30 protein-coding genes are annotated in these 25800 nt (G+C 72.5%); 13 read left to right on the plus strand and 17 right to left on the minus strand.

What is annotated here, in order from left to right:
* Position 1: 1 nt before the first annotated feature.
* Together AB0M59_RS04055 and AB0M59_RS04060 are read right to left on the minus strand one after the other, a co-directional pair.
* Positions 2 to 1645 carry a CotH kinase family protein gene (locus AB0M59_RS04055; RefSeq protein ID WP_364608225.1) on the minus strand — a complete coding sequence of 548 codons (1644 nt, stop codon included), beginning with the start codon at positions 1643 to 1645 and terminating at the stop codon, positions 2 to 4.
* An 89-nt stretch (positions 1646 to 1734) separates the two neighbouring features.
* Positions 1735 to 2412, minus strand: coding sequence for a TetR/AcrR family transcriptional regulator (locus AB0M59_RS04060; RefSeq protein WP_364608228.1), 678 nt, complete (start codon positions 2410 to 2412; stop codon positions 1735 to 1737).
* 69 nt (positions 2413 to 2481) lie between these two features.
* Between AB0M59_RS04060 and AB0M59_RS04065 the strand changes: the two genes are divergently transcribed.
* Positions 2482 to 3594, plus strand: a complete 1113-nt coding sequence (locus AB0M59_RS04065) for an NAD(P)/FAD-dependent oxidoreductase (protein WP_364608231.1) — start codon at positions 2482 to 2484, stop codon at positions 3592 to 3594.
* A 135-nt stretch (positions 3595 to 3729) separates the two neighbouring features.
* Here the strand turns inward: AB0M59_RS04065 and AB0M59_RS04070 are convergent, their stop codons facing one another.
* From AB0M59_RS04070 to AB0M59_RS04085, 4 genes are read right to left on the minus strand one after another with little or no spacing between them, the layout of a single operon-like run.
* Positions 3730 to 4650 carry a VOC family protein gene (locus AB0M59_RS04070; protein WP_364608236.1) on the minus strand — a complete coding sequence of 307 codons (921 nt, stop codon included), beginning with the start codon at positions 4648 to 4650 and terminating at the stop codon, positions 3730 to 3732.
* 16 nt (positions 4651 to 4666) lie between these two features.
* Positions 4667 to 5863 carry an oxidoreductase gene (locus AB0M59_RS04075; RefSeq protein ID WP_364608240.1) on the minus strand — a complete coding sequence of 399 codons (1197 nt, stop codon included), beginning with the start codon at positions 5861 to 5863 and terminating at the stop codon, positions 4667 to 4669.
* 24 nt (positions 5864 to 5887) lie between these two features.
* A complete protein-coding gene (locus tag AB0M59_RS04080) occupies positions 5888 to 6421 on the minus strand; it encodes a flavin reductase family protein (RefSeq protein WP_364608243.1) in 534 nt (177 codons plus the stop codon).
* On the minus strand, positions 6418 to 7260 hold the full coding sequence (locus AB0M59_RS04085) for a fumarylacetoacetate hydrolase family protein (protein ID WP_364608246.1): 843 nt from the start codon (positions 7258 to 7260) through the stop codon (positions 6418 to 6420). Before AB0M59_RS04085 ends, AB0M59_RS04080 begins: the two co-directional genes overlap by 4 nt.
* Before the next feature lie 167 nt (positions 7261 to 7427).
* On the opposite strand from AB0M59_RS04085, the gene AB0M59_RS04090 reads away from it, so the two are divergent.
* From AB0M59_RS04090 to AB0M59_RS04100, 3 genes are all read left to right on the plus strand, one after another.
* On the plus strand, positions 7428 to 8117 hold the full coding sequence (locus AB0M59_RS04090) for a GntR family transcriptional regulator (RefSeq protein ID WP_364608249.1): 690 nt from the start codon (positions 7428 to 7430) through the stop codon (positions 8115 to 8117).
* Positions 8118 to 8145: 28 nt separating this feature from the next.
* Entirely contained in the window at positions 8146 to 9189 is a 1044-nt protein-coding gene (locus AB0M59_RS04095; RefSeq protein WP_364608254.1) for an amidohydrolase family protein, read from the plus strand.
* A 63-nt stretch (positions 9190 to 9252) separates the two neighbouring features.
* Positions 9253 to 10077 carry an amidohydrolase family protein gene (locus AB0M59_RS04100; protein WP_364608257.1) on the plus strand — a complete coding sequence of 275 codons (825 nt, stop codon included), beginning with the start codon at positions 9253 to 9255 and terminating at the stop codon, positions 10075 to 10077.
* Here the strand turns inward: AB0M59_RS04100 and AB0M59_RS04105 are convergent.
* A complete protein-coding gene (locus AB0M59_RS04105; RefSeq protein WP_364608263.1) occupies positions 10069 to 10671 on the minus strand; it encodes a hypothetical protein in 603 nt (200 codons plus the stop codon). The two genes, AB0M59_RS04100 and AB0M59_RS04105, sit on opposite strands and share 9 nt — an antisense overlap.
* 10 nt (positions 10672 to 10681) lie before the next feature.
* Positions 10682 to 11107 carry a DUF6069 family protein gene (locus AB0M59_RS04110; protein ID WP_364608271.1) on the minus strand — a complete coding sequence of 142 codons (426 nt, stop codon included), beginning with the start codon at positions 11105 to 11107 and terminating at the stop codon, positions 10682 to 10684.
* A gap of 47 nt (positions 11108 to 11154) precedes the next feature.
* On the opposite strand from AB0M59_RS04110, the gene AB0M59_RS04115 reads away from it, so the two are divergent.
* The 3 genes from AB0M59_RS04115 (at position 11155) to AB0M59_RS04125 (ending at position 13566) form a co-directional block, all read left to right on the plus strand.
* Positions 11155 to 11706 carry a MarR family transcriptional regulator gene (locus tag AB0M59_RS04115; RefSeq protein WP_364608274.1) on the plus strand — a complete coding sequence of 184 codons (552 nt, stop codon included), beginning with the start codon at positions 11155 to 11157 and terminating at the stop codon, positions 11704 to 11706.
* Positions 11707 to 11709: 3 nt separating this feature from the next.
* Positions 11710 to 12168, plus strand: coding sequence for a MarR family transcriptional regulator (locus AB0M59_RS04120; RefSeq protein ID WP_364608281.1), 459 nt, complete (start codon positions 11710 to 11712; stop codon positions 12166 to 12168).
* Between the two features lie 63 nt (positions 12169 to 12231).
* Positions 12232 to 13566, plus strand: a complete 1335-nt coding sequence (locus AB0M59_RS04125) for an alpha/beta hydrolase (RefSeq protein WP_364608289.1) — start codon at positions 12232 to 12234, stop codon at positions 13564 to 13566.
* Between the two features lie 3 nt (positions 13567 to 13569).
* Here the strand turns inward: AB0M59_RS04125 and AB0M59_RS04130 are convergent, their stop codons facing one another.
* Positions 13570 to 14850 carry a vanadium-dependent haloperoxidase gene (locus AB0M59_RS04130; protein ID WP_364608295.1) on the minus strand — a complete coding sequence of 427 codons (1281 nt, stop codon included), beginning with the start codon at positions 14848 to 14850 and terminating at the stop codon, positions 13570 to 13572.
* A 112-nt stretch (positions 14851 to 14962) separates the two neighbouring features.
* Here AB0M59_RS04130 and AB0M59_RS04135 point away from each other — a divergent pair, with 112 nt between their 5' ends.
* The gene (locus tag AB0M59_RS04135; protein WP_364608302.1) at positions 14963 to 15559 is read left to right on the plus strand and encodes an RNA polymerase sigma factor; all 597 of its coding nucleotides are present in this window, start codon (positions 14963 to 14965) and stop codon (positions 15557 to 15559) included.
* A complete protein-coding gene (locus tag AB0M59_RS04140) occupies positions 15556 to 16227 on the plus strand; it encodes a Rieske (2Fe-2S) protein (protein ID WP_364608310.1) in 672 nt (223 codons plus the stop codon). The genes AB0M59_RS04135 and AB0M59_RS04140 overlap by 4 nt, the downstream gene beginning before the upstream one ends.
* A 4-nt stretch (positions 16228 to 16231) precedes the next feature.
* Here the strand turns inward: AB0M59_RS04140 and AB0M59_RS04145 are convergent, their stop codons facing one another.
* Positions 16232 to 16999 (minus strand): SDR family oxidoreductase, encoded by a 768-nt coding sequence (locus AB0M59_RS04145; protein ID WP_364608313.1) that lies wholly within the window; start codon positions 16997 to 16999, stop codon positions 16232 to 16234.
* Positions 16996 to 17565 carry a helix-turn-helix domain-containing protein gene (locus AB0M59_RS04150; protein WP_364608317.1) on the minus strand — a complete coding sequence of 190 codons (570 nt, stop codon included), beginning with the start codon at positions 17563 to 17565 and terminating at the stop codon, positions 16996 to 16998. Before AB0M59_RS04150 ends, AB0M59_RS04145 begins: the two co-directional genes overlap by 4 nt.
* A gap of 122 nt (positions 17566 to 17687) precedes the next feature.
* Here AB0M59_RS04150 and AB0M59_RS04155 point away from each other — a divergent pair, with 122 nt between their 5' ends.
* Positions 17688 to 18572 carry an SDR family oxidoreductase gene (locus AB0M59_RS04155; protein WP_364608319.1) on the plus strand — a complete coding sequence of 295 codons (885 nt, stop codon included), beginning with the start codon at positions 17688 to 17690 and terminating at the stop codon, positions 18570 to 18572.
* Positions 18573 to 18617: 45 nt separating this feature from the next.
* Positions 18618 to 19094 (plus strand): hypothetical protein, encoded by a 477-nt coding sequence (locus AB0M59_RS04160; protein ID WP_364608321.1) that lies wholly within the window; start codon positions 18618 to 18620, stop codon positions 19092 to 19094.
* Between the two features lie 6 nt (positions 19095 to 19100).
* On the opposite strand, the gene AB0M59_RS04165 is transcribed toward AB0M59_RS04160, so the two are convergent.
* The 3 genes from AB0M59_RS04165 to AB0M59_RS04175 form a co-directional block, all read right to left on the minus strand.
* The gene (locus tag AB0M59_RS04165; protein ID WP_364608327.1) at positions 19101 to 19835 is read right to left on the minus strand and encodes a cupin domain-containing protein; all 735 of its coding nucleotides are present in this window, start codon (positions 19833 to 19835) and stop codon (positions 19101 to 19103) included.
* A gap of 10 nt (positions 19836 to 19845) precedes the next feature.
* Positions 19846 to 20409 (minus strand): TetR family transcriptional regulator, encoded by a 564-nt coding sequence (locus AB0M59_RS04170; RefSeq protein WP_364608330.1) that lies wholly within the window; start codon positions 20407 to 20409, stop codon positions 19846 to 19848.
* 68 nt (positions 20410 to 20477) lie between these two features.
* On the minus strand, positions 20478 to 20996 hold the full coding sequence (locus AB0M59_RS04175; protein ID WP_364608333.1) for a helix-turn-helix domain-containing protein: 519 nt from the start codon (positions 20994 to 20996) through the stop codon (positions 20478 to 20480).
* Between the two features lie 94 nt (positions 20997 to 21090).
* On the opposite strand from AB0M59_RS04175, the gene AB0M59_RS04180 reads away from it, so the two are divergent.
* A complete protein-coding gene (locus AB0M59_RS04180) occupies positions 21091 to 22464 on the plus strand; it encodes an MFS transporter (RefSeq protein ID WP_364608336.1) in 1374 nt (457 codons plus the stop codon).
* On the opposite strand, the gene AB0M59_RS04185 is transcribed toward AB0M59_RS04180, so the two are convergent.
* The 3 genes from AB0M59_RS04185 to AB0M59_RS04195 are packed head-to-tail and all read right to left on the minus strand — an operon-like array spanning position 22461 to position 25181.
* Positions 22461 to 23117 (minus strand): NAD(P)-binding domain-containing protein, encoded by a 657-nt coding sequence (locus tag AB0M59_RS04185; protein WP_364608339.1) that lies wholly within the window; start codon positions 23115 to 23117, stop codon positions 22461 to 22463. The two genes, AB0M59_RS04180 and AB0M59_RS04185, sit on opposite strands and share 4 nt — an antisense overlap.
* Positions 23114 to 24151 (minus strand): LLM class flavin-dependent oxidoreductase, encoded by a 1038-nt coding sequence (locus AB0M59_RS04190; protein WP_364608342.1) that lies wholly within the window; start codon positions 24149 to 24151, stop codon positions 23114 to 23116. Before AB0M59_RS04190 ends, AB0M59_RS04185 begins: the two co-directional genes overlap by 4 nt.
* Positions 24144 to 25181 carry an LLM class flavin-dependent oxidoreductase gene (locus tag AB0M59_RS04195; protein ID WP_364608345.1) on the minus strand — a complete coding sequence of 346 codons (1038 nt, stop codon included), beginning with the start codon at positions 25179 to 25181 and terminating at the stop codon, positions 24144 to 24146. Before AB0M59_RS04195 ends, AB0M59_RS04190 begins: the two co-directional genes overlap by 8 nt.
* A 67-nt stretch (positions 25182 to 25248) precedes the next feature.
* Between AB0M59_RS04195 and AB0M59_RS04200 the strand changes: the two genes are divergently transcribed.
* A complete protein-coding gene (locus tag AB0M59_RS04200) occupies positions 25249 to 25710 on the plus strand; it encodes a MarR family transcriptional regulator (protein WP_364608348.1) in 462 nt (153 codons plus the stop codon).
* Positions 25711 to 25800: the final 90 nt, after the last annotated feature.

Raw genomic sequence — 25800 nt, forward strand, 5'->3', positions numbered from 1 at the left:
CTCAGGAGAAGTACAGCTTCGACGCGGTGGGATCCTGGTGGACCCGGGGTCGCCCGCTCGCCGTGGGATCGGTTCCGAAGGCCGCGCTCGCGCCGGTCCGGACGCTCCTCAGCGTGAAATAACCGCTGAAGGTGAACTCGTCGTCCGGTGGATCGACCGGGACGACCGAGAACTCCTCGGCGTGGTCGGCGTCGTCCGCCGCACGCGTGCCGAGCAGCTTGCGGCCCGGGCTCGACTCCGTCGTGCTCGCGTAGAGGAACCGGCCGGAGGCCTTGCTGGTGAGCGACTTCCCGGCGCCGAGCGTGTCGAAGCACCACAGGTCCGCGTCGTCGACGTCGGCCGGCCGGGGCCGGTGGACGACTTCGAAGCTCCCGGGATCCGCCGGCAAGGTTTCGGTGCCGCCGGCGTGCATGCACTCGTTGGTGACGTCCTCGCGGACGTGCGCCCCGTCGGCCCCGGGCAGGCCGCCGCGGAGGTAACCGGCGGACGTGGCGAGCCGGAGCTGCTTGCGGACCGTGGTGACCTGCGCGGGCACGTCGGGCACGCCGAGTCCCGTCAGCAGCGCCGCCATCCGTTCGAGCAGCGGCTTGAGCACCGTCTCCTGGGTCTTGAAGCCGAACACGCTGTCGCGGTAGGCGCGGATCTGGCCGATCAGCTGCGCGCGGCGGCCCGGGTCGTCGCGCACCAGCTTGGCGAGCAGCCCGGCCGTGTCGATCCGGAAGTGCCGGGCGGGCTGCAGGGTCTGGTCGAGGCCCCACGGGATCATCTTGAACCGGACGTCGTCCACGCCGGGCGCCGCGACGGCGTCGACGTCGTTGTAGACGTAGGTGTTGTTGGTGTTGCGGGAGTAACCGTCCCAGTGCTTGAGGAAGAACTCCATCGCGTAGACCTTGACGAACTGGTCGAGGTCGAACACCTCGCTCGCGCCGGCCAGCCCGTTCGCCGCGATGTGGTCGACGGCGAACCGCAGGTCGGCCTTGTCCTCGAACTTCGAGAGCGATTCCACGCCGATGAGATCGAAGCGCTCGTCGACGAAGTCGTCCTTGTGCTCGAGCTCGTACAGGTTTCCCTTCGTGGTGTCGAAATTGCGTTCGATGTAGCGGGGCATGATCGGTTCGACGTTCACGAAGACGCCCGGACTGCCGGCCCCGGTTCCCTGGCCGATCGGCGTGCCGTTGACGAGCACGCGCGCGAAGTTGCCACGGGAATAGGGCAGTCCGGCGAGCTCGAACAGTTTGTAGCCGAGCAGCTGCCGGACGTAGGAGGCGTCCTGGATCGAGTTGTTGAGCGTGAGGTACCGCGATCCGATCAGTTTCTGGATCGGCTGCTTGTTGGCGTCGAGGAACTTCCCGAAGTCGATGTGCAGGCACGGTTTGTCGCTGTTGATCGAACCGCAGAAGGACTTCTTCTTGATCCCCACTTCGGGGAAAGAGGTCTTGGCGGGGAACTTCGTGCCGGTGATCTCGACCGATGCTTTCCGCCACGTGTAACGGCTGCCACCGGCCCAGTCGAAGTTGCACACCCCGCCGGCGGGCTGCTCGGTGCGCACCGCGTCCCAGTCCGCTTGCGGTAGCACGATGTTGATCGTCAGCACGTTGTCGATCTCGTAGAGGGAATCGAGTGCTTGTTGTTCCTGATCGCCCATCTCGCCAGTGTAGAACCGGATTTCCCGGATCGGGCGAGCAGAAATTTCAGCGATGAATTTTGCGACTGCGCCGTTTTCCCGTGGCTCTGTCACTCGGCTCGGGGCAGGTGGACGGCCGTGATGCCGGCGAGGACGAGGTCGACCCCGGCGAGGAACTGCTCGCGGTCGTCGTGCCCGCGCAGTTCGGCCGCGACCGCCCGGGTGAAGGGGTACTCCTCCGGGTCCAGGTCTTCCCAGGCACTCGAGACGGCGTTGAGGAACTCGTCCCGGTTCGCGTGCGGCACCGCGCTCCGGGCGTTCGTGGCGTTCTGGCCGGCCGCACCGAGGATGTAGCTCACGAGCGCCGACGTCGTCGTGAACCACTGGCCCTTCGGCACGCCCAGCTCGCGGACCTGCCGGCCGATGACTTCGAAGATCCGGGGTGTCACCGACCCGCGCGCGAGCTGCAACGCCAGCTGGGTGGCCAGCCAGGGGTGGTGGTCGATCGCGTCGAACAGCCCGAGTGCGACCGCGCGGATCTCGTCGCGCGGGGAACCGGGGGAGCCGGCCCTCAGCGCGGTGGTCAGGACGCCGTCGGTGGCCGCGGCCAGCAGCTCGTCCTTGTTCGCCACGTGCCAGTAGATCGCCCCCGCTCCGGTGGCGAGGCGTTCGGTCAGCGTCCGGAACGTCAGCCCGGTCTCACCGCTCGTGTCGAGCAGCTCGACCGCGGCCTCGACGATCCGCTCGCGGCTGAGGGCCTCGGTGCGGCGGCGGGTGCGGGGTGCCATGCCTCATCTTGACATATCTGGAACGCCGTTCCAAGATGGAATGACATTCCAGAACTCGAAGGAGACATCATGAACGTCACGATCATCGGCGCCGGGCTCGGCGGCCTCGTCCTCGCTCGCGTCCTGCACGTCCACGGCATCTCGGCCACCGTCTACGAGGCCGAACCGTCCCCGACGGCCCGCAGGCAGGGCGGCCTGCTCGACATCCACGACGACACCGGCCAGGTCGCCCTCGAAGCGGCCGGCCTGACGGACGAGTTCCGCGGCCTCGTCCTGGAGGGTCATCAGGCCACCCGCGTCCTCGACCGCGACGGCTCGGTCCTGTACGACGAGCCCGACGACGGCACCGGAGGGCGCCCCGAAGTGCCTCGCGGCGAGCTGCGGCAGCTCCTGCTCGACTCGCTCCCGGACGGCACCGTCCACTGGGGACACAAGGTCACCGGCGTCCGCGCGCTCCGCGACGGCCGCCACGTGGTGACGTTCGCCGACGGCACCGCGGTCACCACGACCCTGCTGGTCGGCGCGGACGGTGCCTGGTCGAAGGTCCGGCCGCTGCTCTCCGGCGCCACGCCCGAGTACCTCGGCCGGTCGTACGTCGAGACCTTCCTCTACGACGGCGACACCCGGCACCCGGCCGCCGCGAAGGCGGTCGGCGGCGGGGCCCTGCTAGCGCTCGCGCCGGGCAAGGGGATCCAGGCCCACCGCGAGAAGGGCGGCACCCTGCACACCTACGTCGCGCTGACCGAGCCGCTGGACTGGTTCGGCGACTTCACCGACGCGGCCGCCGCCACCGAGCGGACCGCGCGGGAGTTCGAGGGCTGGGCCCCGGAACTCACCGCGCTGATCACCGACGGCGACACCGCGCCGGTCCTGCGCCCCCTCCACACCCTGCCGGTCGGGCACCGGTGGGACCGCGTGCCGGGGGTGACGCTCGTCGGCGACGCCGCCCACCTCGCGGCCCCGAACGGCGAAGGCGCGAACCTGGCGATGCTCGACGGCGCCGAGCTGGGCCGGGCCCTCGCCGCGCACGACGACGTCGAGGCCGCCCTGGCCGAGTTCGAGCGGGCGATGTTCGTCCGGGGCGCCGAGGCGGCCGCCGACGGCAACGAGCTCCACGAGCTGCTCTTCGGCGACGACGCACCGCACAGCCTGGTCGCCATGTTCACCCGTGGTGGTCAGTGAACCGACCCCCACGCGCCCGAGGTCGTTGACAGCGCGGCGCGAGTGCGAAGGTCTTGAATGAGTCATTCAGGTCTTCGGAGGTCCTGAATGACTCATTCAAGACCTTGGTCCGGGCTACGCGCGACACCGGCGCGGTCAGGCGCCGTCGTGGGCGTCGGTCATCAGGTCCGCCAGGTCCTCCGGCGCGAGGAACGACGGCGGGGGCGGCGGGCCCCACGCGTAGAGGCTCTTCTCGCCGGCGACGACGCGGGGCTCCCAGAGCTGGTCCTCGAGGATGCAGTCGATGTCGGAGTAGTACTCGGAGAAGTTGCCGGCGGGATCGCGCAGGTACCAGAAGAAGTTCGAGCCGATGTAGTGCCGGCCCAGGCCCCAGGTGTGGCGCTCCGGGTGGCCTTCGAGCATCGCGGTGGCGCCGCGGCCGACCTCGTCGACGTCGTCGACCTCCCACGACGTGTGGTGCAGGAAGCTCACCGGCGCCTGCTGCACCAGCACGTTGTGGTGGTCGGTGGAGCAGCGCATGAACGCGGCCAGGCCCGGCGCCTCGTCGCTGACCTTGAACCCGAGGCCCTCGGTGAAGAACCGCTGGGTGGCGGCCTGGTCGGTCGAGCCGAACACGACGTGGCCGAGCTTGCGCGGCCGCACCGGCGGCTCCCGGTCGATGCCGGGCGCGCGGGTGTTCGCGCGCCGCACCGCGCCGGGCCGGTTGTAGGCCACGGGTTCCGGCGGTTCCTGTTGCAGCCGCGGCGCGACCGACACGACGACGTCGAGCCCGGTCACCGGGTCCTTCGTGTGGAGGGCGTCGCCTTCGATGCGGCTCTCGACGTCGAGGCGGGCCAGCGACGCGGTGATGCGGCCGAGGTCGTCCGGGTCGTCGGCGCCGATGCCGAGGGTGAGCAGCCGGCGCTGCCGGGTCTGCCGCAGTTCGAGCTGCTCGCCGCCGTCGGCGGTGGCGAAGCCGGACGCGGTCGGCGTGAGGCCGAACTCCGTGTAGTACTTGGCGGTCTCGTCGACGTCCGGGACGCCGATGGCGATCTTGGTGAGGCGGTGCAGGCTCATGACGGGTCCCTCCGGGTCAGACGAGCGGGGTGATCTGGTCGTCGCGCCCGAGCAGCGCCTTGCCGTAGACCTCGTAGTTGACCACGGGCGCCGCGATCGCGTGCCGGGCGGCCACGGCGGAGTCGCGCCAGATCCGCTGCAGCGGGTTGACGTCGGCGAAGCTGCCCGCGCCGTGCGCCGAGAGCAGGACGTCGATCGCGCGGGTGATGTTCTCGACGGCCCAGCCGGTGTCGGCCCGGGTCCGGGCGCGCGCCTCGACGCCGGGATACGTGCCCGCCGCCGACGCCGCGTCGATGTCGCCGGCCGCGCGGTAGGCGTGCAGGTGGGCGGTGTCGATCCGCATCGCCGCCTCGGCCAGCTGGAGCTGGAAGGCGACGGAGTCCGCCTGCGTCGCGTAGCTGGTGTAGGAGATCGCCTTGCGGCCGGCCTTCTCCTTGACGAGCTGCAGCGCCTTGCGGCCGAGACCCAGCTGCGGCCCGGCCAGCACCAGCGTCAGCACCGGGACGAGCGCGGCGCGGAAGAGATCCTCCTCGGGCTCGCCGTTGGCGTACTGGCCGCCGATGGCCGGCGGTACGGACATCACGCGGTGCCTGGGCACGAAGACGTCGTCGGCGATCAGGCAGTTGGAGCCCGACGAGCGCATCCCGGCGACGAACCAGGTGTCTTCGAAGCCGAGATCGGTGCGGGGAAGCAGCGCCATGCCCTGGTCGACGACCTCGCCGCGCTCGTCGGTCAGCGGGATGCCCAGGGCCGCCCAGTCGGCGTGCCACGAACCGGAGTTGTAGTACCAACGCCCGGTGACGCGGTAGCCACCGTCCACTTTGGTCGTTTCGGCGGTCGGGGCCAGCACGCCGGACACCTTCGCGTCGGGGTCCGCGCCCCAGATGTCGTCCTGGGCCTGAACGCTGAAGAGCCCGGCGAGCCACGCGCAGACGTTGCTCAGCGCGACGACCCAGCCGGTGCCGCCGTCGGCTTCGGCGACCGCGGACGAGACGTCGAGCATCGCGCGCACCGGCAGCCCGTAACCGCCGTGGCGGCGCGGCTGGGCGATCTTGAACGCGCCGACGTCGGTCAGCGCGGCGATGCTCTCTTCGGCGACCCGCCGGTCGGCCTCGCCCTGGGCGGCGTTCTTCTCCAGCAGCGGCCGGATGTCCGCGATGCGGGTCAGGATCTGCTCGCGGGTGGGCGCGGGTTGTTCGGTCGCGAGGGTCATGACGGCGTTGTCCTTCCGAGCGGGTCAGCGGGCGCAGGCGGCGATCTGGTCGGTGATGAGCGGGCGCGGCCGATCGGCGAAGCGGGAGTGCGTGCCGAACGTGCGGTGGGCGTAGACGAGCGGCGGCAGGTCGGTGCGGCCCAGGTCGGTGACCAGTCCGAACAGCAGGAGGTGGTCGCCGGCTTCGACGACGCGGTCCAGGTCGCAGGCCACCCAGCCGGCGGCGTCGCGCAGCCGGGGCAGGCGGGCGTCGGCGAACCACGCCGTGTCGCCGCCGAAGCGGTCGGCGCCGCGGGTGGCGAACCGGACGGCGAGGTCGTCCTGGCCCTGGCCGAGCAGGTTCACCCCGAACTTCTCCGCGTCGAGGACCTCGGCCAGCAGCGCCGAGCGCCGGTCGAAGGCGACGCTCACCAGCGGCGGGTCGACCGAGAGCGACGTGAACGAGCTGACCGTCGCGCCGTGCGGTCGGCCGGCGGCGTCGCTCGTGGTGACGACCGTGACCGGCGCGCAAACCGCGGCCATCACGGCGCGGAACCGGCGTCCGTCCACAGTGGTCATGCCGGCTCCGTGAACCGGTGGCGCATCGTGCCGATGCCTTCGATCGTGGTGACCAGCTCGTCGCCGGCGGCCAGGAACCGCTGCGGGGTGCGGGCCATGCCGACCCCGGCGGGGGTGCCGGTGAAGATGACGTCGCCGGGCCGCAGCGGCAGGATCGCCGACAACCGCGCGACGATCTCGGGGACCGAGAAGATCAGGTCGCTGGTGCGGCCCTTCTGCACGGACTCGCCGTTGACCGCGCAGCTCAGCTCCAGGTTGTCGCGGTCGGCGAACTCGTCCGGCGTGACCAGCCACGGCCCGGTGGGCCCGAAGCCGGGCGCGGACTTGCCGAGGCTGAACTGCGGCGCCGACCCGGCCAGCTGCACCGTCCGGTCGGAGAGGTCCTGGCCGGCGGTCAGCCCGGCGACGTGGTCCCAGCCGTGCTCGACGGGCACGTTCCGCGCCTCGCGGCCGATGACGGCGACCAGCTCGACCTCCCAGTCCACAGTGGACCCGGTGAGCGCGACGTCGCCGTGCGGGCCGGTCAGGCAGCTGGGGAACTTGGTGAACACCGCGGGGGAGCCGGGCAGGCCGAGGCCGGATTCGGCGGCGTGGTCGCGGTAGTTCAGCCCGACGCCGAAGACCTGGGCGGGGGTGGGGGAGGGCGCCCGGAGGTCGGCCTCGTCGAACGCTTCGGCGCCGTCGGTCGGGGCGTCGGCCGCCCAGGCGGTGAACTCGTCCCAGCGGGCGTACACCGCGTGGGGGTCGGCGGAAAAGCGCTGCCCGCCGGCGCGCTCGACGTCGACGGCGCCGTCTTCGGTGAGGAGGACGAGCCGGCCGGCCAGGTTGGCGATCCGCATCGAGATGCCTTTCGGTCGAGGAGCTCCGACGCCGTGATCCCACTCGGTCGCGTCCCGGATCGGTGCCGGGGCGGCGAGGTGCGTCGGTCAGCTCATACTCTGCCTGCGGTATACGACTGTCAAGGCAAGAATCGATTCTTGCACGTAGAGTGTGTTACCGTCTCGGCATGGTGAAGAGAGCGGGTGGCGAGAGCTTGGCCGTGTCGGTCTACCACCGGCTGCGCTTGGCGATCCTCAACGGAGAACTGGCGCCGGGCGAGCGCGTCAAGCCCGCGGAGCTGAGTGTGGAGTTCGAGGTCAGCCTCAGTGTCGTGCGGGAGGCCCTCGGATTGCTGGCCGCCAAGGACCTCGTGCAGGTGGACCGCAACCGCGGGTTCCGGGTCACGCCGCTGTCGCTGCAGGCGCTGACGGACCTGACCGAAGCGCGCGTGATCAACGAGGGTTCGGCGCTGCGGCTTTCGGTGCGGCGCGGCGGCGTCACCTGGGAGTCGGAGGTGCTGGCCGCGCACCACCGGCTCGCCGGGCAGCCGATGATCCTGCCCGGGCCGCCGATGCGGCGCAACGAGGAGTGGGCCCGCGCGCACCTGGAGTTCCACCACACGCTGATCAAGGCGTGCGGCAACGTCGTGCTGCTCGACATCTGCACCAGGCTCTCCGACGCGGCCGAGCTCTACCGCGCCTGGTCCGGGCCCGGCGGCCTGGAGCGGCACCGCGACGTCGCGGGCGAGCACCAGGGCCTGGTGGACGCCGCGCTGGCGCACGACGCCGACCTGGCCGTCGCCCGGTTCGAGGCGCACGTCAACCGCACCAAGGAAATCCTGATGGAGTCGAGCTTCGCCGCCGAGCCGGCCTCGTGACGGACCGGCCCCCTTCCGGAAAGGCATCATGACCAAGACCGCCCTGACCGGCGTCCGCGTCTTCGACGGCGCCGCGCTGACCGAACCCACCACCGTGGTGATCGACGGCCCGCTCATCGGCGCCGGCACGACCGGCGCGGAGGTCTTCGACGCCGCCGGTGCCACCCTCCTGCCGGGGCTGGTCGACGCCCACGTCCACCTGCTCACCTCGGACGACCTGCGCGCGCTCGCCGCCCACGGCGTCACCACCGCGCTGGACATGGCGTGCTGGCCTCGCGAACGCGTCGACTCCTTCCGTGGCCGGGTGCCGGACATCCGCAGCGCGGGCGTGCCGGCCATCGGGCCCGGCGGCAACCACGCGAAGATGCCCGGCATGCCCGAGGAGGCGATCCTCACCGCGCCCGGTCAGGCCGCGGAGTTCGTCGCCCGCCGCGTGGCCGAAGGGTCGGACTACCTCAAGGTCGTCATCGAAGGCGACCTGCTCGACCAGGCCACGATCGACGCCGTCATCGCCGAGGGCAAGGCGCACGGCAAGCTCACCGTCGCGCACGCTTCGTCCGTCGATGCCTACCAACGCGCGGTCCGGGCCGGGGCGGACGTGATCACCCACGTCCCGCGCGACGGCGTCCTCGACGCCGAGACCACGGCGAAGATGGCCGCGCGGGGCCAGGTCGCCGTGCCGACGCTGACGATGATGGACGCGCTGACCACCAAGCTCGGCGCCGACGGCTACGCGTTCAGCCGGGACTCCGTCACGGCGCTGCACGCGGCCGGCGTGCCGATCCTCGCGGGCACCGACGCGTTCTCCGCACCGATGCTGCCTCTCCCGGTCGTCCAGGGGGCGAGCCTGCACCAGGAACTGGCCCTGCTGGTCGAGGCCGGACTGTCCGAAACAGACGCACTCCGCGCGGCGACCGACCTGCCCGCCCGGTACTTCGGCTTCTCCGACCGCGGGGCGGTACGCGAAGGACTGCGGGCGGACCTCGTGCTCGTCGACGGCGATCCGACCCGCGACATCACGGCGACCGCGAAGGTCCGGCGCGTCTGGGCCGCCGGGGAAGTGGTCGCGTGAGCGGGCTCGTCGACGTCCACGCGCACTTCCTCACCCCGGCGTACGTCGAGGCCGCGATCGCTGATGGACCGCTGGGGCATCGAGGTGTCGCTGCTGTCGATCTCGTCACCGGGAGTCCATTTCGGTGACGACGCCGCGGCGCGGACGCTCGCCCGGCACGTCAACGACACCGGCGCCGAGACCCGCCGGGCGCACCCGGACCGGTTCGGGCACTTCGCGTCGCTCCCACTGCCCGATGTGGACGGTGCGCTCGCCGAACTCGCTCACGCGGTCGACGAACTGGGCTGCGACGGCGTGACGATCGAGACCAACGCCGGCGGGCGTTACCCCGGCGATCCGGCGTTCGCTCCACTGTGGACGGAGCTGGAGCGCCGCCGGACCCCGGTGTTCGTCCACCCGACGTCGCCGCCGCACGCCGAAGCGACCGCGCTCGGCCGGCCGCGGCCGATGCTGGAGTTCCTCTTCGACACCGGCCGGGCCGTGAGCGACCTGGTCTTCGGCGGAACCCTCCGGCGTTACCCGGGCGTCCCCTGGATCTTCACCCACGGCGGCGGCGTGCTGCCGCTGCTGGCCGAACGCCTCGAGCTGTTCCGCACCGCGGTCGCCGGGGACGGCGGCGGGCCGACCGTGCCCGAGCAGGTCGGCGGGCTGTGGTTCGACATCGCGGGAACGCCGTTCCCGCACCAGGTCCCGGCGGTCGAGCGCGCGTTCGGCACCGAGCGGCTGCTGTATGGCAGCGACTTCTGCTGGACCCCGCCGGCCGCGGTCGACGCCCAGCTGGCGAGCATCGACGCGGCCGCTCAGCCCGAGGGCACGACCTGGCGGGAGCTCACCACCGCCAACTGCGCGCGGCTGTTCCCCCGGCCGGCCGGTTCGGGCTCAGAGTAGTTCGCGTCCGGCGCGGAAGAACGCCGTCACCTCGCCGTCGAGGTCGCGCAGCGGGCGGGCGGCGCCGAACGGCGCGTTCCAGAACTCGCCCTCCCGCGCCTCGAACGGGCCGACATAGGCGTAGGGCTCGCCCAGGTGGCCGTCGCCGGGGGAGACGCCGTAGTTGACCTCGTCGAGGGTGATCGCGACGTCGAAGTGCTCGGGCCACAGCACCGGCGTGACGTCCGGGGCGAACTCGCGCAGCGCCCGGTCCCCGGCGGAGAAGGCCGCCAGCAACGACTTCAGCGCGTCCGGGTCGAAGGTGATCGTCTCGTCGGCGCGGATGCCGGGACCCCCGGAGTAGACGCCCGCGGGCTCGCCCGCCTCGAGCCCGGCCTGCGCCGCGACTTCGGCGTAGGTCCGCCCGGCCAGCGGCAGCCGGGCGGAGTCCGTCAGGAGTTCGGCACCTTCGACGCGCAGCGCGGGCCCGGCCACGGTCGCGAAACCGCCTTCGGCCACCTGGAGGTCGATGCGCTCGGTCGCCCGGTGCTGCGGACCCGCCAGCAGCAGCTCCGCGACGCCGTGCAGTGATCGTCTGGTCGGTTCCCAGTCCATCCCCGAGACGTTACCGGGCGACCTGCCCCGGAGCCGCCGGCACCGCGGCCGGCTCCCGCAGGGTCGGGCGCAGGGCGAGGACGACCGCCGTCGTGACCACCAGGTGCATGAGCATCAGTCCGACGACGTTGGCCGCGGTGGCGCCGGCGTTCAGGAGCAGCAGGTCCGGCACCCAGGTCAGGACGAGGACCGCGGGCACCACCACGCGCAGCGCCTTCGGGGCCCGGCGGGCGATGAGGATCCAGCCCGCGGTGCCGAGGAGCAGCCCGAGCACGGTCGCCGGCAGGAAGGAGGCGGCGTTGAGGCCCATGCCGATCCCGCCGTCGTCGAGTGAGGACGCCGTCAGCGCGATGACGGTGTTGACCGCGGCGGCCGCCACGACGGCGACCCCCAGGCGGAGGGCCGTGGCGGACGTCCGGGTGGCGGTGGGGGTCATCGCTCCTCCTTGGGTTGCGTGTTAAACCCAAAGATAGGTTGAGTTGCGTGTTAAAGTCAAGCGTGGACGAACAGGAGCCGGAGGAGCCGTTCGACCGGCTCGGCAAGGAAGAGCGGCGCGTGTGGATCAACCTGGCGAAGGTGCTGCTCACGCTGCCGGGAGCGCTGGAGAGCCAGCTGCTGCGGGACGCCGACCTCACGTTGCTGGGGTACATGATCCTGGCGCGGCTGTCGGTCGTACCGGAGGAAAGCCTGCGGATGAGCGAGATCGCGGAGATGGCCAACGGGTCGCTGCCGCGGATTTCGCACGCGGTGGCCCGCCTGGAGGATCGCGGGTGGGTGACGCGGAAGGTGTGCACCGGCCAGGGGCGCCGGTTCACGATCGCGACCCTGACCGACGCCGGTCGAGCGCACCTGGCGGCCTCGTCGCCCGCGCACGTGGCGAACGTGCGGCGCCTGGTGGTCGACCCGCTCGGGGACGACTTCCTGCGGCTCGGGGACGCTGTCGAGCGGATCGTCGGGAACCTCGGGCTGCCCACCGAAGTCCTCAAGCGGCCGAAGGCCGGACCGGCGGCCCATCCGGGCGTCGGTCACCATTGAGCCGTGTCCCACCCCGTTCCCGCCGCCGGTGCCGCCGGGCCCGGCCTGCTGTACCTCGTGAAGCAGCTCGAGCTCGCCGTGCGGGCCCGGCTGGACGACGTGCTGCGCCCGGTCGCGCTCACGCCGTTGCAGTACACCGCGCTCACCGTGCTGGAGCGGCGCTCCGGGCTCACCACCGCCGAGCTGGCCCGCAACTCGTTCGTCACCGACCAGGCGATGGCCGACATGGTGGTCGCGCTCGAACGACAGGGCTTCATCGCGCGGGACGGCGATCCGCGGGACCGGCGGCGGCGCGTGATCAGCCTGACCGAGGCCGGCGAGGAGATCCTCGACCGCGTCCGCGACGACGTCTTCGCGCTCGAACAACGGATGGTTTCCGAGCTGAACCCGCGTGACGCGGCCAGGTTCCGCGCCTACGTCGTCGCCTGCCACGCCGCGCTGTCGGATCGGCCGTCGCACTGACGTCCGGGCGAATAAAGGACAGGAAACCTGTACATCGCGTCGCCGGCGTGCCACCCTGCTCGCATGACCACGGGTAAGGGTTACCGCCGCGTCCTGGCGCTGATCGGCACGATTCTGGTGGCCCTCGGCCTGACTTCGGGAGTCGCGGCCGGCGCCACGAGCGGGCACTACACCGGGCAGCTGCCGGACGGCGCCACCTGGGTGGCGGACGTGCCGGCCGCCTGGAACGGCACGACCATCCTGTACAGCCACGGTTTCGGCCCGCTCGCCGCGCAGAACGCGCCGAACGACGAAACGCGTCAGACGCTGCTCGGCAGCGGGTACGCGCTGGTCGGCTCGTCCTACAGCGGCCCGTCGTGGTGGGCGCTCGCGTCCGCCGTCGACGACCAGTTCGGTGCCTTGGCGGCGCTCGAGCGGCTGACCGGGCCCGCGCGCCGCACGATCGCGTGGGGCACCTCGATGGGCGGGCTGGTCAGCGCCCGCGAAGCCGAAGCCGGCGGCCACCGGCTCGACGGCGTGCTGAGCACCTGCGGACTCGTCGCCGGCGGCCTGAACCTGAACAACTACCAGCTCGACGGCGAATACGCGCTCGCCCACCTCCTCGCGCCCACGCAGGACGTCAAGCTGGTCCGCTTCGCGAGCCCGGACGAGGCGAACGCTTCGGCCGCCGCCCTGACGAAGATCGCCACCGACGCGCAGAACTCGCCCGCGGGGCAGGCGCGCATCGCGCTCGCCGCGGCCCTGATGAACGAGCCCGGCTGGTTCACCGGCCCGACGCCGCCCGCCGACTACGCGGGCCAGGAAGTCCAGCAGCAGCAGGAACTTTCGCAGCTTGTGCTCGGGTTCGTCGTCGCCGGCCGGTACCAGATCGAGCTGGCGGCGGGCGGCAACAGCGCGTTCACCGCGGGCGTCGACTACCGGGCGCTGCTGTCCGGCAGCAGCCACGCGCGCCAGGTCCGGTCGCTGTACCGGGCGGCCGGTCTCGACCTCGACGCCGACCTCGCGACCCTGACGCGGGACGCCGACATCCGCCCGGATCCCCAGGCCGTGCGCACGCTGGCGCGCACGTCGACGGCGACCGGCCGGCTGCGCGTGCCGACGCTGGACATCCACACCGTCGCCGACCAGCTCGTCCCGGTGGAGCAGGAAGACTGGTACGGCAAGGAAGTGCGCCGGGCGGGCGCGGGTTCGCTGTTGCGCCAGGCTTACGTCGACGCGACCGGGCACTGCGCGTTCCGGACGTCCGAGACGATCGCCGCACTGCACGCGCTGGAGTCCCGGATCGAGACCGGGCGATGGGCCGACGTCGCGGAGCCGTGGCGGCTCAACGCGGCCGCCGGGGGCACCGGTCGCTACGTGCGGTTCGACCCGCCGATGCTGACCGGTGCCCGCCGGTAGGGGCTACGACCGGAGGACGAACGCGGCGACGTCGGTGCCCAGCTGCCGCCCGGCTTCGTGGTCGAGCCGGGTGTGGACGCCGGCGACGATGCGGCTCAGGCCCGCCTCGTCGGCGACGTCCTGGAACGCCGCGAATCGCCGGACCACGCCCGGCAGCGCTTCGGACGTCACCGCGAGCTGCCACCGCGGCCCGTACTCGTGGTGCAGCACCAGGGCGCCCGCCTGCGAAATGACGCTGTGCGCGCCCGGGTACGCCGGGTCCGCCGGGGTGGTGGCGAGGCTCGACCAGTCCGGGACGCCGTCCGTCGCCGGGTTCCCGTCTTCGCCGGCCAGGCGGATCGCGGTGATGGGCCGCCAGATCCGGTAGTGGTACTTCGCTTCGTAGAACGCGATCACGGCGTCGGCGAACGCCAGGTTCAGCCGCGCGAACACCCGCGCCGCGACCAGCAGGCTGCTGCGGGAACCGCCGACCACCGACTGCGCGATCTCGTTCCAGTAGTTCCAGATCGGCGCCGCCCAGAACCGCGCCTGCAGTGTCTCGTCGGCGGTGCGGGTGGTGCTGGTGTCGCGCCCGGCCGCCGCGACCTCGCGCAGCGCCTTCGCGTACCGGGCACTGCCCAGCTCGGGGTAGGGCACGGGCCGGAACCGGCTCGCCCGGTCGAGCACGAACGGCGTCACCGCGGCCCAGTGGGTGAACGCGGCGGGTGCGAACGCGGGCGGCGCCGGCCGGTACTGCCCGGGTGCCGTCCCCGGCGGCAGCACCGGCGGGACCGCGGCCGAGCCGTCGTTCGCGCGCAGGCCCAGCAGCAGCTTGGCGACCAGCTGCCCGGCGCGCACGCCGGCGGTCCGCCCCGCCGGACGCACCGCGGCGAGCTGCCCGGCCAGCAGGTTCCCGAACTCGCCGGCCCGCGTGGGGTACAACGCGGCCAGGACGTCGTGCGCGGCCTGCGCCGCTGCCGCTTCCGGGGCCGCCGCGCCCGGGACGTCGACGGTGAACAGGTAGGGCCGCCCGGTCCCGGCCGTCGCGACGACAGCGTCGTGCATCGCCGCGTGGAGCAGGGCGAAGGCGCGGGTCGGGTGCACGGTCGCGGGCTGGAGGCCGGCCGTGCGCAAGGTGGTCAGCAGTGCGCTGTTCCAGGCGAGGACGACGTCCGCGCCGCCCGGCCGGGCCGGGGCCGGGGCCGGGGCCGCCGTGGCGGGCGAGGGCAGGCCGGTGGTGGCGAGCACGGCGGCGGCCGCCCCGCCGGTGGCGAACAGGTGCCGGCGCGACATCGATGTGGTCATTTCTCTCCCCGGGTCGTTTCAAGGTCCGCTTGCCGATACGTGCGCCGGTTACGCGTAACCCGGTCGCGTATCCCTCAGGTGGCGGGAAGAATCGGCGGGGAGAAGGCGGGCGGTGCCGGTGGCACAGCGGTTCCGGCGCGGACGCGCTGACATCGAAGACACAGCGGACACAGACGCCCGCGCGGCGCCGCCCGCGCGGCTGCACGTGGTCGGCGCGGACGTCTACCCGGACTGGGAGGCGGTCTACCGCGACAACGTCGACCGCCTGTACCGGCTGATGTTCTCGAAGGTGGGCAACCGGCCCGACGCGGAGGACCTCACCACGGAGGTCTTCCTGACGGCGTTGCGGCCGCTGCGCGTCTCGGCGAGTGTGGGCGAGGTCCGGGCGTACCTGCTGGCCACCGCGCGGACGGTGCTGGCCGGGCACTGGCGGCGCACGCTCGGCCGGGAGATCACCACCCTGGACGAGGAGCGCGACATCGCGGCCTTCGAAGCCGACGTGATCGACCCGCGGACGCCGGCCCGCGCCGAGGCGATCCTCGGGCAGCTGCCCGAGCGGTACGGCCGCATCCTGCGGCTGCGGTTCCTGCAGGCGTGCTCGCTCAAGGAAGCGGCGGCGGAGCTCGGCATCACCGTGGGCAACGCGAAGGTGCTGCAGCACCGCGCGTTGCGGCAGGCGGCCCAGCTGGCGGAAGGGACGGAGACGTGACCACTCGAGGCGTCCGCTGGTACGTCAAGGACCTCCTGCGCCGGCGCCGGCCGCGCCCGTTCGAGGCCGGTCCCGGTGACGAAGCCGAGCTGCGGACCGCGGTGCTGCTGCGCGCCGCCCGGCCGGGAGCCGGGGCGGCGAGCGAGGAGTTCGTCGCCGGGCTGCACCGGCGGCTGGCCCAGGAGCTCGGGGAACCGGCACCCGGGCGGAGCGGCAATCGCCGCCGGTTCATCCAGGTGTCCTCGGCCGCGGCGGTGGCGGCCGCGGCGGGCGCCGGCGTCGAGTACCTGGTGTCGTCGGGCGCCGAACCGGCGGCTCAGGAGGAGACGCTGCGGCCCGAGAACGGCGAGTGGCGGGCCGTCGTCGCCGCGCACGACCTGCCCGAAGGCCGGGTGCTGCCGTTCGACCTCGGCGCGGTGGCGGGGTTCGTCCAGCGCTCGGGAGGCGAAGTCCGTGGGGTTTCGGCGACCTGCACGCACCTCGGCTGCCGGCTGAACCTGGACGCCCCGGCGCGGCGGCTGAACTGCCCGTGCCACCGGACGTCGTTCGGGGTCGACGGAGTGGTCCTGACGCACCAGCTGCCGGTGACCCCGCCGCCGCTGCCGCACCTCGTGGTGCGCGAAGCCGGGGGAGTGGTCGAGGTGCTGGTGCCGCCGACGGGGGCGTGACCGGTCAGCGCAGGTGCGACGCGCCGTTGACGTCGAGGATGGCGCCGGAGCTCCACGCCGCCTCCGGTGAGGCGAGGTGGACGATCGCCGCGGCGACGTCTTCGGCGGTGCCCACCCGGCCGAACGGGCTCTGCTCCCGCAGCCCTTCGCCGCCCGGGCCCGCGAGCTTGGGCTCCTGGCGTTCGGTCGCGACGAACCCGGGCGCCACCGACGTCACGGAAATCCCGTGCGGTGCCAGGGCGATCGCCATCGACTGGCCGAAGGCGTGCAGGGCCGCCTTGCTCGCGCCGTAGGCCGGGTGCTCGGGTCCGCCGCGGAACGCGCCGCGCGAGCCGACGTTGACGATGCTGCCCGGGCGGCCGTGCTCGATCAGGTGGCGGGCCACCGCCCAGGTGACGTTCGCGGCGCCGAGGAGGTTGACGTCGACCGTGCGCCGCCACACCTCCACCCACTGGTCGTAGCCGACTTCCGCGACGGCGTGCCGGGTCTGCTCGGTCGGCGCTTGGGCGGCGTTGTTGACCAGGACGTCGAGCCGGCCGAGCGTCGCGACCGCCTCGTCGACGATCCGGCGCGCCGCGGCCGGGTCGCCGAGGTCGCCGCCGATGCACGTGTGCCCGGAGCCGGTCAGCTCGCCCACCGTCGTCTCGGCGTCGTCGCGCCGGGTGGCGTAGTGGACGGCCACGCGGTAGCCGCGGGCCGCGAAGGCGACGGCGGTGGCCCGGCCGATGCCGCGGGACCCGCCCGTGACCAGTACGCCCTTGTGCCCGGTCATCGTTCGCCTCCCGCGGACAGGGCTCGCAGCTCGTCGAAAGCCTGTGAGAGATGGATGTCCAGGCTCTGCGCCGGGTCGTCGATCCAGGCTTGGGCCGCGTGGTGGAAGGTCGCCCAGCCGGTCTGCGCGGCGAGAGCCGCCGACCCACCGGGGACGCCACGCCGGCGCAATGCCTCGGCCAGGGCGTCGGTGAGCGACGCGTGCTTGGCGAGTTCGCGTTCGCGCAGCGCCGGGGTCGCGGCGATGATCGCCAGCCGGGGTTCGGAGAACGGGCGGTTGGCTTCGAGGATCCGCGCGGCCTTCCGGAACGCGCGCAGCAGGATCTCGAACGGCGCCAGGCCGTCGGGCGCTTCGGCCACCGCGTCGGTCATCGTGTCGCGCAGGTCGGCTTCGCCGTCGAAGAGCACCTCGCGCTTGTCCGCGAAGTGCCGGAAGTAGGTGCGCTCGTTGAGGCCGGCCCGCGCGGCGATCTCAGCCGTGGTGGTCCCGTCGAACCCGCGTTCCCCGTACAGCTCGAGAGCCGCCTGCTGGAGGCGGCGGCGCGCTTCTGCTCCGCTTCGTGGCACGAGCCGAGGCTACCGCATTCCGTCAGTGACTGGCGTCACGTTGTGCCAGTCGCTGGCGCTACGCGTAAAGTCAGCGGCTGGCGCTAAGTAGTGCCAGTCACTGACGTCAAGGAAGGGTTCGCATGCACGTCTTCGTCACCGGTGGTTCCGGCCAGACCGGTCCCACCGTCGTCGCCGAGCTCCTCGCGGCCGGCCACACCGTCACCGGCCTCGCACGCTCCGAGACCGCTGCCGCTCGGCTGGAATCGCTGGGTGCAAAGGCACTCCGTGGCTCGCTGGAAGACCTCGGCCGCCTGCGTAGTGGCGCCGAAGCCGCCGACGGCGTCCTGCACATGGCCTTCGGCGGCGACTTCGCCGACCCGGACGACCTGACCCGGCGCGACACGGCCGCGATCGAGGTGCTGGGCCGGGCGGTGGCGGGCAAGCCGTTCGTCAGCACGTCGGGCACGCTGGTCCTGCCCGTCGGCCGGGAAAGCGGCGAGCGGGACGAGCCCGACGCGTACGGCATCGCCGCCTTCCGCATCCCGGGCGAGCGGATGTGCCTGGCCGCCGGCGGCAGCGTGGTCCGGCTCGCACCCACCGTCCACGGCCCGCGCGACCACGGGTTCATCCCGATGCTCGTCGCCACGGCGCGCGAGACCGGCGTGTCGGCCTACGTCGGCGACGGCGCCAACCGCTGGCCCGCCGTGCACCGGCGCGATGCGGCGGTCCTGTTCCGGCTGGCTTTGGAGCAGGCTCCGGCCGGGAGCATCCTGCACGGCGTGGCCGAAAGCGTGACGGTGAAGAGCGTCGCGGAGACGATCGCCCGAAACCTCGGCGTGCCCCCGGTTTCCTTGACTCCGGTGGAGGCCGCGACGCACTTTGCCAGCCCGTTCATGGCCCGGGTTTACGGCTTCGACGGGCCGGTCTCCAGCGCCGGTACGCGGCGGCTGCTGGACTGGGCGCCCACGCACCCGGGCCTGCTCGAAGACCTGAACACCGGCGACTACTTCGCCGCACCGGCCTAGGCTTCACCTCGTTCCGCGCGGGCTATCGCAAGAAGTGGTGAGTGCATGGCATCCAGGGTGGGCGACCGGCTCCTCGGTTTCCTTCGCGAGCTGCAGGCGACCACCACGTGGACGGTGGTCGCCGAGGAAGCCGGCACCGGGACGAACTGGCGGCTCGGCGGAACGACGTGGCACGCCACCGTGGTCGTCGAACCGCGGCGTTGGCTGGGGTTGGCATTCGAAGCGCGGGATCCGGTGACCGGCAGGCGCACCACCTACGACATCGACACCGACCTGTACGACATCTCGCGGGACAAGCAGCGCGAATTCGCCGGCGAGATCGAACGCGACATCATCGAGTTCCTCGGCAACCTGGTGCGAGGGGTCGTCCTGCGCGGAAACGACGGGGCGAAGTTCGTGCTCGTCTTCCCGCTGGACGGTTTCTACGTCCGGGTCGTCCAGGGGCGCTTCCTGTCCAGTGCGTCCACGCACGCGGAGCTCGCGGCCGCTCGGGCCGGCGGCGCCTACGTCCCGGTGGACTGACGAGCCCTAGCTCTCGAGCGGGTCGAGGCGCGGGGTTTCGCCCGGCCCCACGGGGAAGTGGGCGATGAACGTGACGCCGTCCTCCTGCGCGTCGAAGCGGGCGATCCGCACCGCTTCCGGCTCGTAGAAGACGTCGCCCGGCCGCAGCACCGACTCGGGTTCACCCTCAATCTGGTACACGGCCGAGCCGGCCTCGATGCTGCCGAACACCGGTCCATTGTGGACATGCAGGCCCGGGCCGTAGCGGGGGGCGATCGTGATGCGGCGGATCTCGACGAGCTCGACCAGCCGGGGCGCCGGGAGACGCTGCTCCAGCACCAGCGTCCGGGTCACCGGCGCCGCGGGCACCGGCGTGGGTTCGGCGCCGGCGACCGGGTCGCCGATCTCCGTGAGAGCGCCGTCGCCGGGGATCTCTTCGATGGCCAGGTGCGTCATCGAAGACGTGTCGGTGGCGCCGTGCCAGTGCCACTCGCCGGCGGCGACGCGGACCGTGTCGCCGGGCCGGACCAGCTGGGCCGGACCACCCTGCCGCTGCACGTACCCGGTGCCCTCGGTGACGACGAGGACCTGGCCGAGCGGGTGCCGGTGCCAGCGTGTGCGGGCGCCGGGCGCGAACTGCACCCGGTCGACCTGAGTCCGCGACGGGCCCTCGGGGACGGCGAGCGACGTGATCCACGCACTGCCGGAGATCACGTCGGCGGGAGCGGCGGTGCTGGCCTGCGGAACGGGACGGACGTGCACGGAGGACTCCTCAGCGGGCGTAGGCGGTGAGCAGGGACAGGACGCCGGAGACGGCCTGGTCGAACGGTTCGGGCGCGGCCGCGGCGCGAGCCAGCACGTAGCCGCCCTGCAGGACGGCGACGACGGTCGCGGCCAGCGCGGCGGTGTCCAGGCCGGGGGGCAGCTCGCCCGCGGCCTTGCCCTCGTCGAGGACCTGGGCCAGCCGGGCCCGCAGGCGCGTCAGGGTCTCGTCGACCGGCGCGCGCAGCTCGGGATCCGCGACGACCTCGGGATCCTGCGTGAGCCGCCCGATGGGGCAGCCCCTGAGCACTTCGCGCTCACGACGCAAGTACGCCGTGATCCGCTCGACGGCGGTCCCGGGCTTGCGCAGCTGGGCCTCGGCGGCCGCCAGCAGCTCGTCCGCGCTGCGCCGCACGGCCTCGAGCGCCAGCTCCCGCTTGCCGGAGAAGTGGTGGTACATGCTGCCTTGCCCGGCGCCGGCGTGCTGCTGGATGGCTTTGGGGCTCGTGCCCACGTAGCCGCGCTCCCACAACAGCTCCCGGGTGGCGTCGATGAGCTGCTTCCTGGTGTCCACGTCGAGGACTGTACATACTAGTAGGTACAGAAGCCAGAGCAGGAGTTGCGAAACCGGGTACGGCGGACTCAGTGCACGGGCTGGAGGAGCCGGTGCGGCCGCGCGAGGAGCGCGCTGACCTGCCCGTTCTCCGGCAACGGCGGGGTCAGCCCCGGACCCGGCGTCATCACCGTCTCGGCGAGCGGCACCTCGTCGCCGCAGCGCAGGCAGGTGCCCGACTCGGCCACTTCGCCCTCGCAGTCCGCGTGCACGAACACCCGGCGCCGGCCGCTCGGCGCGTAGTGCTCGTCGCCCCAGGCCGACAGGGCGCGGACGACCGGCCAGAGCCCGCGGCCCTTCGCCGTCAGCTCGTACTCGCTGCGCTTGCCGGGACCCGGCACGCGCTCCAGCACGCCTTCGCCGATCAGGAACTCCAGCCGTTCGGTCAGGACCGCGCGCGGGATGCCGAGGTGCTCGACGAAGTCGCTGAAGCGGCGGACGCCGAAGACGGCGTCGCGGACAATCAGCAGCGTCCAGCGCTCTCCGACGATCTCCAGGGCGCGGACCATCGAGCAGGCCTGGTTCGTGTATTCGCGGGGGAGTGCCATGGATCCCAGTCTGCCACAGAAGAGTTCGTTCAGCGAACCAACCGTGCTAGTCTCCCGGCGAAAGAGTTCGGTGACTGAATCAACGGGAGTCCGCATGGCCAGCCGTCCCGGAGCCGTCCTCGTCGCTTCCGGCGGCGCGACCCTGCTCGCCCTCTTCGTCTTCACCGCGCCACTCTCGATCGTCCCGGCCGTGGCCGGCGGCCTCGGGGCCGGCGCGGTCGCGACGTCGTGGATCCTCAGCTCGATGAGCCTCGGCCTGGCCGTCGCGCTGCTGCCGGCCGGCGCGGTCGGCGACGACTTCGGCCGCCGGCGCGTCTTCGTCGCCGGCGCCCTCGTGACGGCCGTGGGATCCGTGCTGTGCGCGGTCGCGCCCGGGCCGCTGACCTTCATCGGCGGCCGGGTCGTCGAAGGCCTCGGCGGCGCCGCGCTGATCGCGTGCGGGCTCGCGGTGCTCGGACCCGCGTTCCCGGACGCCGCCGGCCGCGCCCGCGCGACCGGCCTGTGGGGTGCCTGCCTCGGCGCGGGCATCGCGATCGGCCCGCTCGCCGGCGCCGCCCTCGACGCCGACTGGCGTGTGCTCTACGTCGTGATCGCGGGGCTGTCGCTCGGCGTGGCCGTGCTCGGGTGGGTCCTGCTGGAGGAGTCCGTTTCGGGGCGGGCGCGGACGATCGACCTGCCCGGCGCGCTGCTGCTGGGCGGCGGCCTCGCGGCGCTGCTGGCCGCGCTGACCGAAGGCCGGCAAGGCTGGACGAGCCCTCTCGAACTGGCGCTGATCGCGGCGGCCGTCGTGCTGCTCGCCGCGTTCTTCGCCCACCAGAACGCCTCCGGCGGCGGGATGCTCGACTTGGCGCTCTTCCGCCGCCCGGCCCTGCTGTCGGCCACGACGGGCGCGTTCGTGGCGGGCGCCGGCGTCACCGCGCTGATGGCGTTCCTGTGCACGATGCTCGAGAACGGCCTCGCGCTCAGCCCCGTGACGGCGGCGCTGGTCGTACTGGCCTGGTCGGCGACCAGCGTGGTTTCGGCGCTGCTTACCCGCCGGCTCCCGGCCACCCTCTCCGGCGGCGCGCGGATGAGCGCCGGCCTGGTCGTGGTGGCCGCGGGGCTGGTCCCGCTCGCGTTCGTCACCCCGGGTTCGAGCCCGGCGGCCCTGCTGCCGGGCCTGGTGGTGGCGGGTTTCGGCACAGGCGTGGTGAACGCCTCCCTGGGCCGCGAAGCGGTGGCGAGCGTGCCGCCGCACCGGGCCGGCATGGGCAGCGGCATCAACAACACGAGCCGTTACGTCGGCGCCGCGATCGGCGTCACGGTGGTCAGCGTGCTCGCCGTCCACGGGAGGCCGACGCCGGCCTCCCTGACCGCGGGCTGGAACACCGCGGTCCTCGTGGGCATCGCGGTGTCCCTGGTGGGCGCCGCGGCGATCGCGGCCCTGACGGCACGGGCCAGGCGCGTCGTGGCGGCGGTCGCCGTCTAAGCCGAGCCGGCCACCAGGCGCCCGCGCTCCGAATCGGGGAACCGGTCGAGCACGGCACGCAGCTCGACGGCGCTGAGGTTCGCGCCGAACGCTTCCGCGCCGGGCTCGAGCCGGACGCCCTCGGCCAGCGGCCCGGCGAGCACCGGGTCGAAGCCCAACGCGTCCACCAGGTCCGCTACGCGTGCCACGTCGGCCGGGTCGTCACCGACGATCGCGATCGCCTTCCGGCCCGGTGCCCCCGCAGGACGGGCTTCGTCTTCGAGGTCGTGGTACCCCATGTGGTTGAACGCCTTCACGACACGGGATTCATCCAGGTAGGACTGGACCGTCTCGCTGGTCGACACGCTCAGGTCGTCGCGGACGCCGTCGACCTCCCACCAGTAGTTCATCGCGTCGATGACGAACTTCCCGGCCAGTGCGCCGGCCGGGAGGGTGCGGTACTTGCCCAGCGGCAGCGCGAGGATCACGACGTCCGCCTTGGCCGACGCCTCCGCCGCGGTCGTCGCGACAGCGCCGGGCGTGAGGACGTCGACGGTGAGCGCGATCTTCTCCGGCGCGCCCGAGCCGGCGACGAGCACGTCGTGCCCGGCGGCGAGGGCGAGCCGGGCCAGGACCGTGCCCACCTTGCCCGCACCGAGGATGCCGATGATCATTTCGCCTCCGAGAGCAGGTCACGCACCATCGGGATCACCTTGGTGCCGTACAGCTCGACGGCGCGCAGGCGCGCGCTCGCCGGCTGTGATCCGGAGCTGTAGATCAGGTCGAACCGGCCGACGCCGAGGTCCGCGACCGCAGCGGCGATCTTGCGGGCGACGGTCTCGGGGGAACCGATGTACAGCGAACCGTGCTCGATCTCGTGGTCGTACTCTTCGCGCCGGATCGGCGCCCAGCCCCGCAGCGCGCCGATCCGGTCGCGGATCACGCGGTAGCGCGGCCAGAACACCTCGCGGGCCTGCTCGTCGGTGTCGGCGACGAACCCGGGGGAGTGCATGCCGACCGGGTGGGCGGTGGTGCCGAACTGCGCGGCGGCCCGGCGGTACAGGTCGAGGTACGGCGCGAACCGCTGGGGCGGCCCGCCGATGATCGCCAGCATGAGCGGGAGGCCGTGGTGGGCGGTCCGGATGACCGACTGGGGTGAGCCGCCCACGCCGACCCACGTCGTCAGCCGGCCGGAGTCGGTCTTCGGGTAGACGTCGGCGTCCTCCAGCGACGGCCGGTGCTTTCCCTGCCACGTCACGGGTTTCTCGTCGAGCAGCCGCACGAACAGGTCGAGCTTCTCTTCGAACAGCGCGTCGTAGTCGCTCAGGTCGTAGCCGAACAGCGGGAACGACTCGGTGAACGAGCCCCGGCCGAGGATGACCTCGGCGCGCCCGTCCGAGAGGGCGTCGACCGTCGCGAAGCGCTGGAACACGCGGACGGGGTCGTCCGAGCTCAGCACCGTGACGCCGGAGGACAGGCGGATCCGCGACGTGCGGGTGGCGATGCCGGCCAGCACGGTTTCGGGCGTGGAGATGGAGTACTCGGGGCGGTGGTGCTCGCCGAGGGCGATCACGTCCACCCCGGTCTCGTCGGCGAGCACGGCTTCGTCGACGACCTGCCGGATGGCGGCGGCGTGGGAGAGCGGCCGGCCGGCGTCGTCCTCGGGGACGTCGCCGAACGTGTCGAGGCCGAAGTGCACGTCAGACATGGGAAGGCTCCTTCGCGAGCAGTTCGCGCACCCGCGGCGCGACCTCGCGGCCGAGCAGCTCGATCGTCCGGGCGCGAGCGGCCCGCGGCAGGTGCAGGATGTCGTACTTGAGGTCGAAGCGGCTCAGGCGCAGGTCCCGTGCCACGGTCGCGATCTTGCGGGCGACGGTGTCCGGCGAGCCCACGAACAGGGCGCCGGTGTCCACTTCGGACAGATAGCGGTCGCGGTCCGGTGGGTAGAAGCCGCGTTCGGCGGAGATCCGCGCGACGACCGGCCGCCAGTACTGCCACCACGTCTCGACGGCTTCTTCGTCGGTGTCGGCGATCAGGCCGAGGGAGTGCTGGCCGACGGGGTGCGCCGGCTGTCCGAACTGCTCGAGCGCGCGGTGGTAAAGCTCGACGTGGCCGGCGAACCGCTGCGGGCGACCGCCGATGATCGCCAGCATGAGCGGCAGGCCGTACCGGGCGGCCCGCACCACGGAATCCGGGCTGCCGCCGACGCCGATCCAGGTGGGGATCCCGCCCGGGCGCATCCGGGGATGCAGTGTCTGGTTCGTCAACGGTGTCCGCACGTCGCCGGACCAGGTGACGCTCTCTTCGCGCTGCAGCCGCATGAAGAGTTCGAGCTTCTGCTCGAAGAGCCGCTCGTAGTCGGCGATGTCGTACCCGAACAGCGGGAATGACTCCGTCGCCGAGGCCCGGCCGAGGACGAGCTGGGCGCGTCCGTCCGAGACGGCGTCCAGGGTGGAGAACTCCTGGTAGAGCCGCACCGGGTCGTTCGTGCTCAGGACGGTCACGGACGTGCCGAGCTCGATGCGTTCGGTCGCCGTGGCGATGGCCGCCAGCAGCACGGGCGTCGCGCTGTCGTTGTGCCCCTCGCGGTAGTGCTCGCCGACGCTGAAGACGTCCAGCCCCGCCGACTCGGCCAGCCGCGCCTCCTCGACGAGCAGTCGCACGGTCTCCGCGTCACTCAGCGCGCGACCGTCGTCGGTGGCGACCTCGCCGAACGAGTTCAGTCCCAGCTCGATCATCGTCACTCCTTTGATTGACACGTCAATAATCCGCTCGTTATGATTGACGTGTCAACTAGGAGGCAGGGTGACGGGGACGACACGGCGAGTACAGCCGACCACCGAGGAGCTGCGCGTCTGGCGCGGGTTCATCGAGACGACGGAAGCCTTGCGCGCCGAACTCGGCGCGCGGCTGCAGGCGGAGTGCGCCCTCTCGCCGGGGGACTACGCGGTGCTGCTGGCGCTCAGCGAGGCCGAAGGGCAGCGGCTGCGGTCGTCGCAGCTCGCCGACGACATCGGCTGGGAGCGCAGCCGCCTGTCCCACCACCTCGGCCGGATGGAGAAGCGCGCCCTGATCCGCCGCGAGGAATGCCGGACGGACAACCGGGGAGCCGAGGTGGTGCTGACGCCGGAGGGTGCGGCGGCGTTCCGGGGTGCGACGGTCCCGCACCTGACGGCGGTCCGCGAGCTGTTCGTGGACGCACTGACCCCGGAGCAGCTCACCGCGGCGGGCGAAATCGCGGCGGCGCTCCGGGCCCGGCTCGGCTAGTCGTCGCGACCAAAGGTCTTGAATGAGTCATTCAGGACCTCCGAAGACCTGAATGAGTCATTCAAGACGTTCGCACTCGCGCCGCGCCGC

Source organism: Amycolatopsis sp. NPDC051371 (genome assembly GCF_040682155.1).
GTDB lineage: Bacteria > Actinomycetota > Actinomycetes > Mycobacteriales > Pseudonocardiaceae > Amycolatopsis.

Bases quoted from the DNA above. Each gene is read 5' to 3' on its own strand.
- AB0M59_RS04195 (WP_364608345.1), bottom strand. From the start codon at position 25,181: ATGATCGAGCTGGGACTGAACTCGTTCGGCGAGGTCGCCACCGACGAC.
- AB0M59_RS04065 (WP_364608231.1), top strand. From the start codon at position 2,482: ATGAACGTCACGATCATCGGCGCCGGGCTCGGCGGCCTCGTCCTCGCT.
- AB0M59_RS04110 (WP_364608271.1), bottom strand. From the start codon at position 11,107: ATGACCCCCACCGCCACCCGGACGTCCGCCACGGCCCTCCGCCTGGGG.
- AB0M59_RS04175 (WP_364608333.1), bottom strand. From the start codon at position 20,996: ATGGCACTCCCCCGCGAATACACGAACCAGGCCTGCTCGATGGTCCGC.
- AB0M59_RS04075 (WP_364608240.1), bottom strand. From the start codon at position 5,863: ATGACCCTCGCGACCGAACAACCCGCGCCCACCCGCGAGCAGATCCTG.
- AB0M59_RS04190 (WP_364608342.1), bottom strand. From the start codon at position 24,151: ATGTCTGACGTGCACTTCGGCCTCGACACGTTCGGCGACGTCCCCGAG.
- AB0M59_RS04125 (WP_364608289.1), top strand. From the start codon at position 12,232: ATGACCACGGGTAAGGGTTACCGCCGCGTCCTGGCGCTGATCGGCACG.
- AB0M59_RS04095 (WP_364608254.1), top strand. From the start codon at position 8,146: ATGACCAAGACCGCCCTGACCGGCGTCCGCGTCTTCGACGGCGCCGCG.
- AB0M59_RS04130 (WP_364608295.1), bottom strand. From the start codon at position 14,850: ATGACCACATCGATGTCGCGCCGGCACCTGTTCGCCACCGGCGGGGCG.
- AB0M59_RS04060 (WP_364608228.1), bottom strand. From the start codon at position 2,412: ATGGCACCCCGCACCCGCCGCCGCACCGAGGCCCTCAGCCGCGAGCGG.
- AB0M59_RS04055 (WP_364608225.1), bottom strand. From the start codon at position 1,645: ATGGGCGATCAGGAACAACAAGCACTCGATTCCCTCTACGAGATCGAC.
- AB0M59_RS04185 (WP_364608339.1), bottom strand. From the start codon at position 23,117: ATGATCATCGGCATCCTCGGTGCGGGCAAGGTGGGCACGGTCCTGGCC.
- AB0M59_RS04160 (WP_364608321.1), top strand. From the start codon at position 18,618: ATGGCATCCAGGGTGGGCGACCGGCTCCTCGGTTTCCTTCGCGAGCTG.
- AB0M59_RS04180 (WP_364608336.1), top strand. From the start codon at position 21,091: ATGGCCAGCCGTCCCGGAGCCGTCCTCGTCGCTTCCGGCGGCGCGACC.
- AB0M59_RS04100 (WP_364608257.1), top strand. From the start codon at position 9,253: ATGGACCGCTGGGGCATCGAGGTGTCGCTGCTGTCGATCTCGTCACCG.
- AB0M59_RS04155 (WP_364608319.1), top strand. From the start codon at position 17,688: ATGCACGTCTTCGTCACCGGTGGTTCCGGCCAGACCGGTCCCACCGTC.
- AB0M59_RS04085 (WP_364608246.1), bottom strand. From the start codon at position 7,260: ATGCGGATCGCCAACCTGGCCGGCCGGCTCGTCCTCCTCACCGAAGAC.
- AB0M59_RS04090 (WP_364608249.1), top strand. From the start codon at position 7,428: ATGGTGAAGAGAGCGGGTGGCGAGAGCTTGGCCGTGTCGGTCTACCAC.
- AB0M59_RS04070 (WP_364608236.1), bottom strand. From the start codon at position 4,650: ATGAGCCTGCACCGCCTCACCAAGATCGCCATCGGCGTCCCGGACGTC.
- AB0M59_RS04080 (WP_364608243.1), bottom strand. From the start codon at position 6,421: ATGACCACTGTGGACGGACGCCGGTTCCGCGCCGTGATGGCCGCGGTT.
- AB0M59_RS04105 (WP_364608263.1), bottom strand. From the start codon at position 10,671: ATGGACTGGGAACCGACCAGACGATCACTGCACGGCGTCGCGGAGCTG.
- AB0M59_RS04145 (WP_364608313.1), bottom strand. From the start codon at position 16,999: ATGACCGGGCACAAGGGCGTACTGGTCACGGGCGGGTCCCGCGGCATC.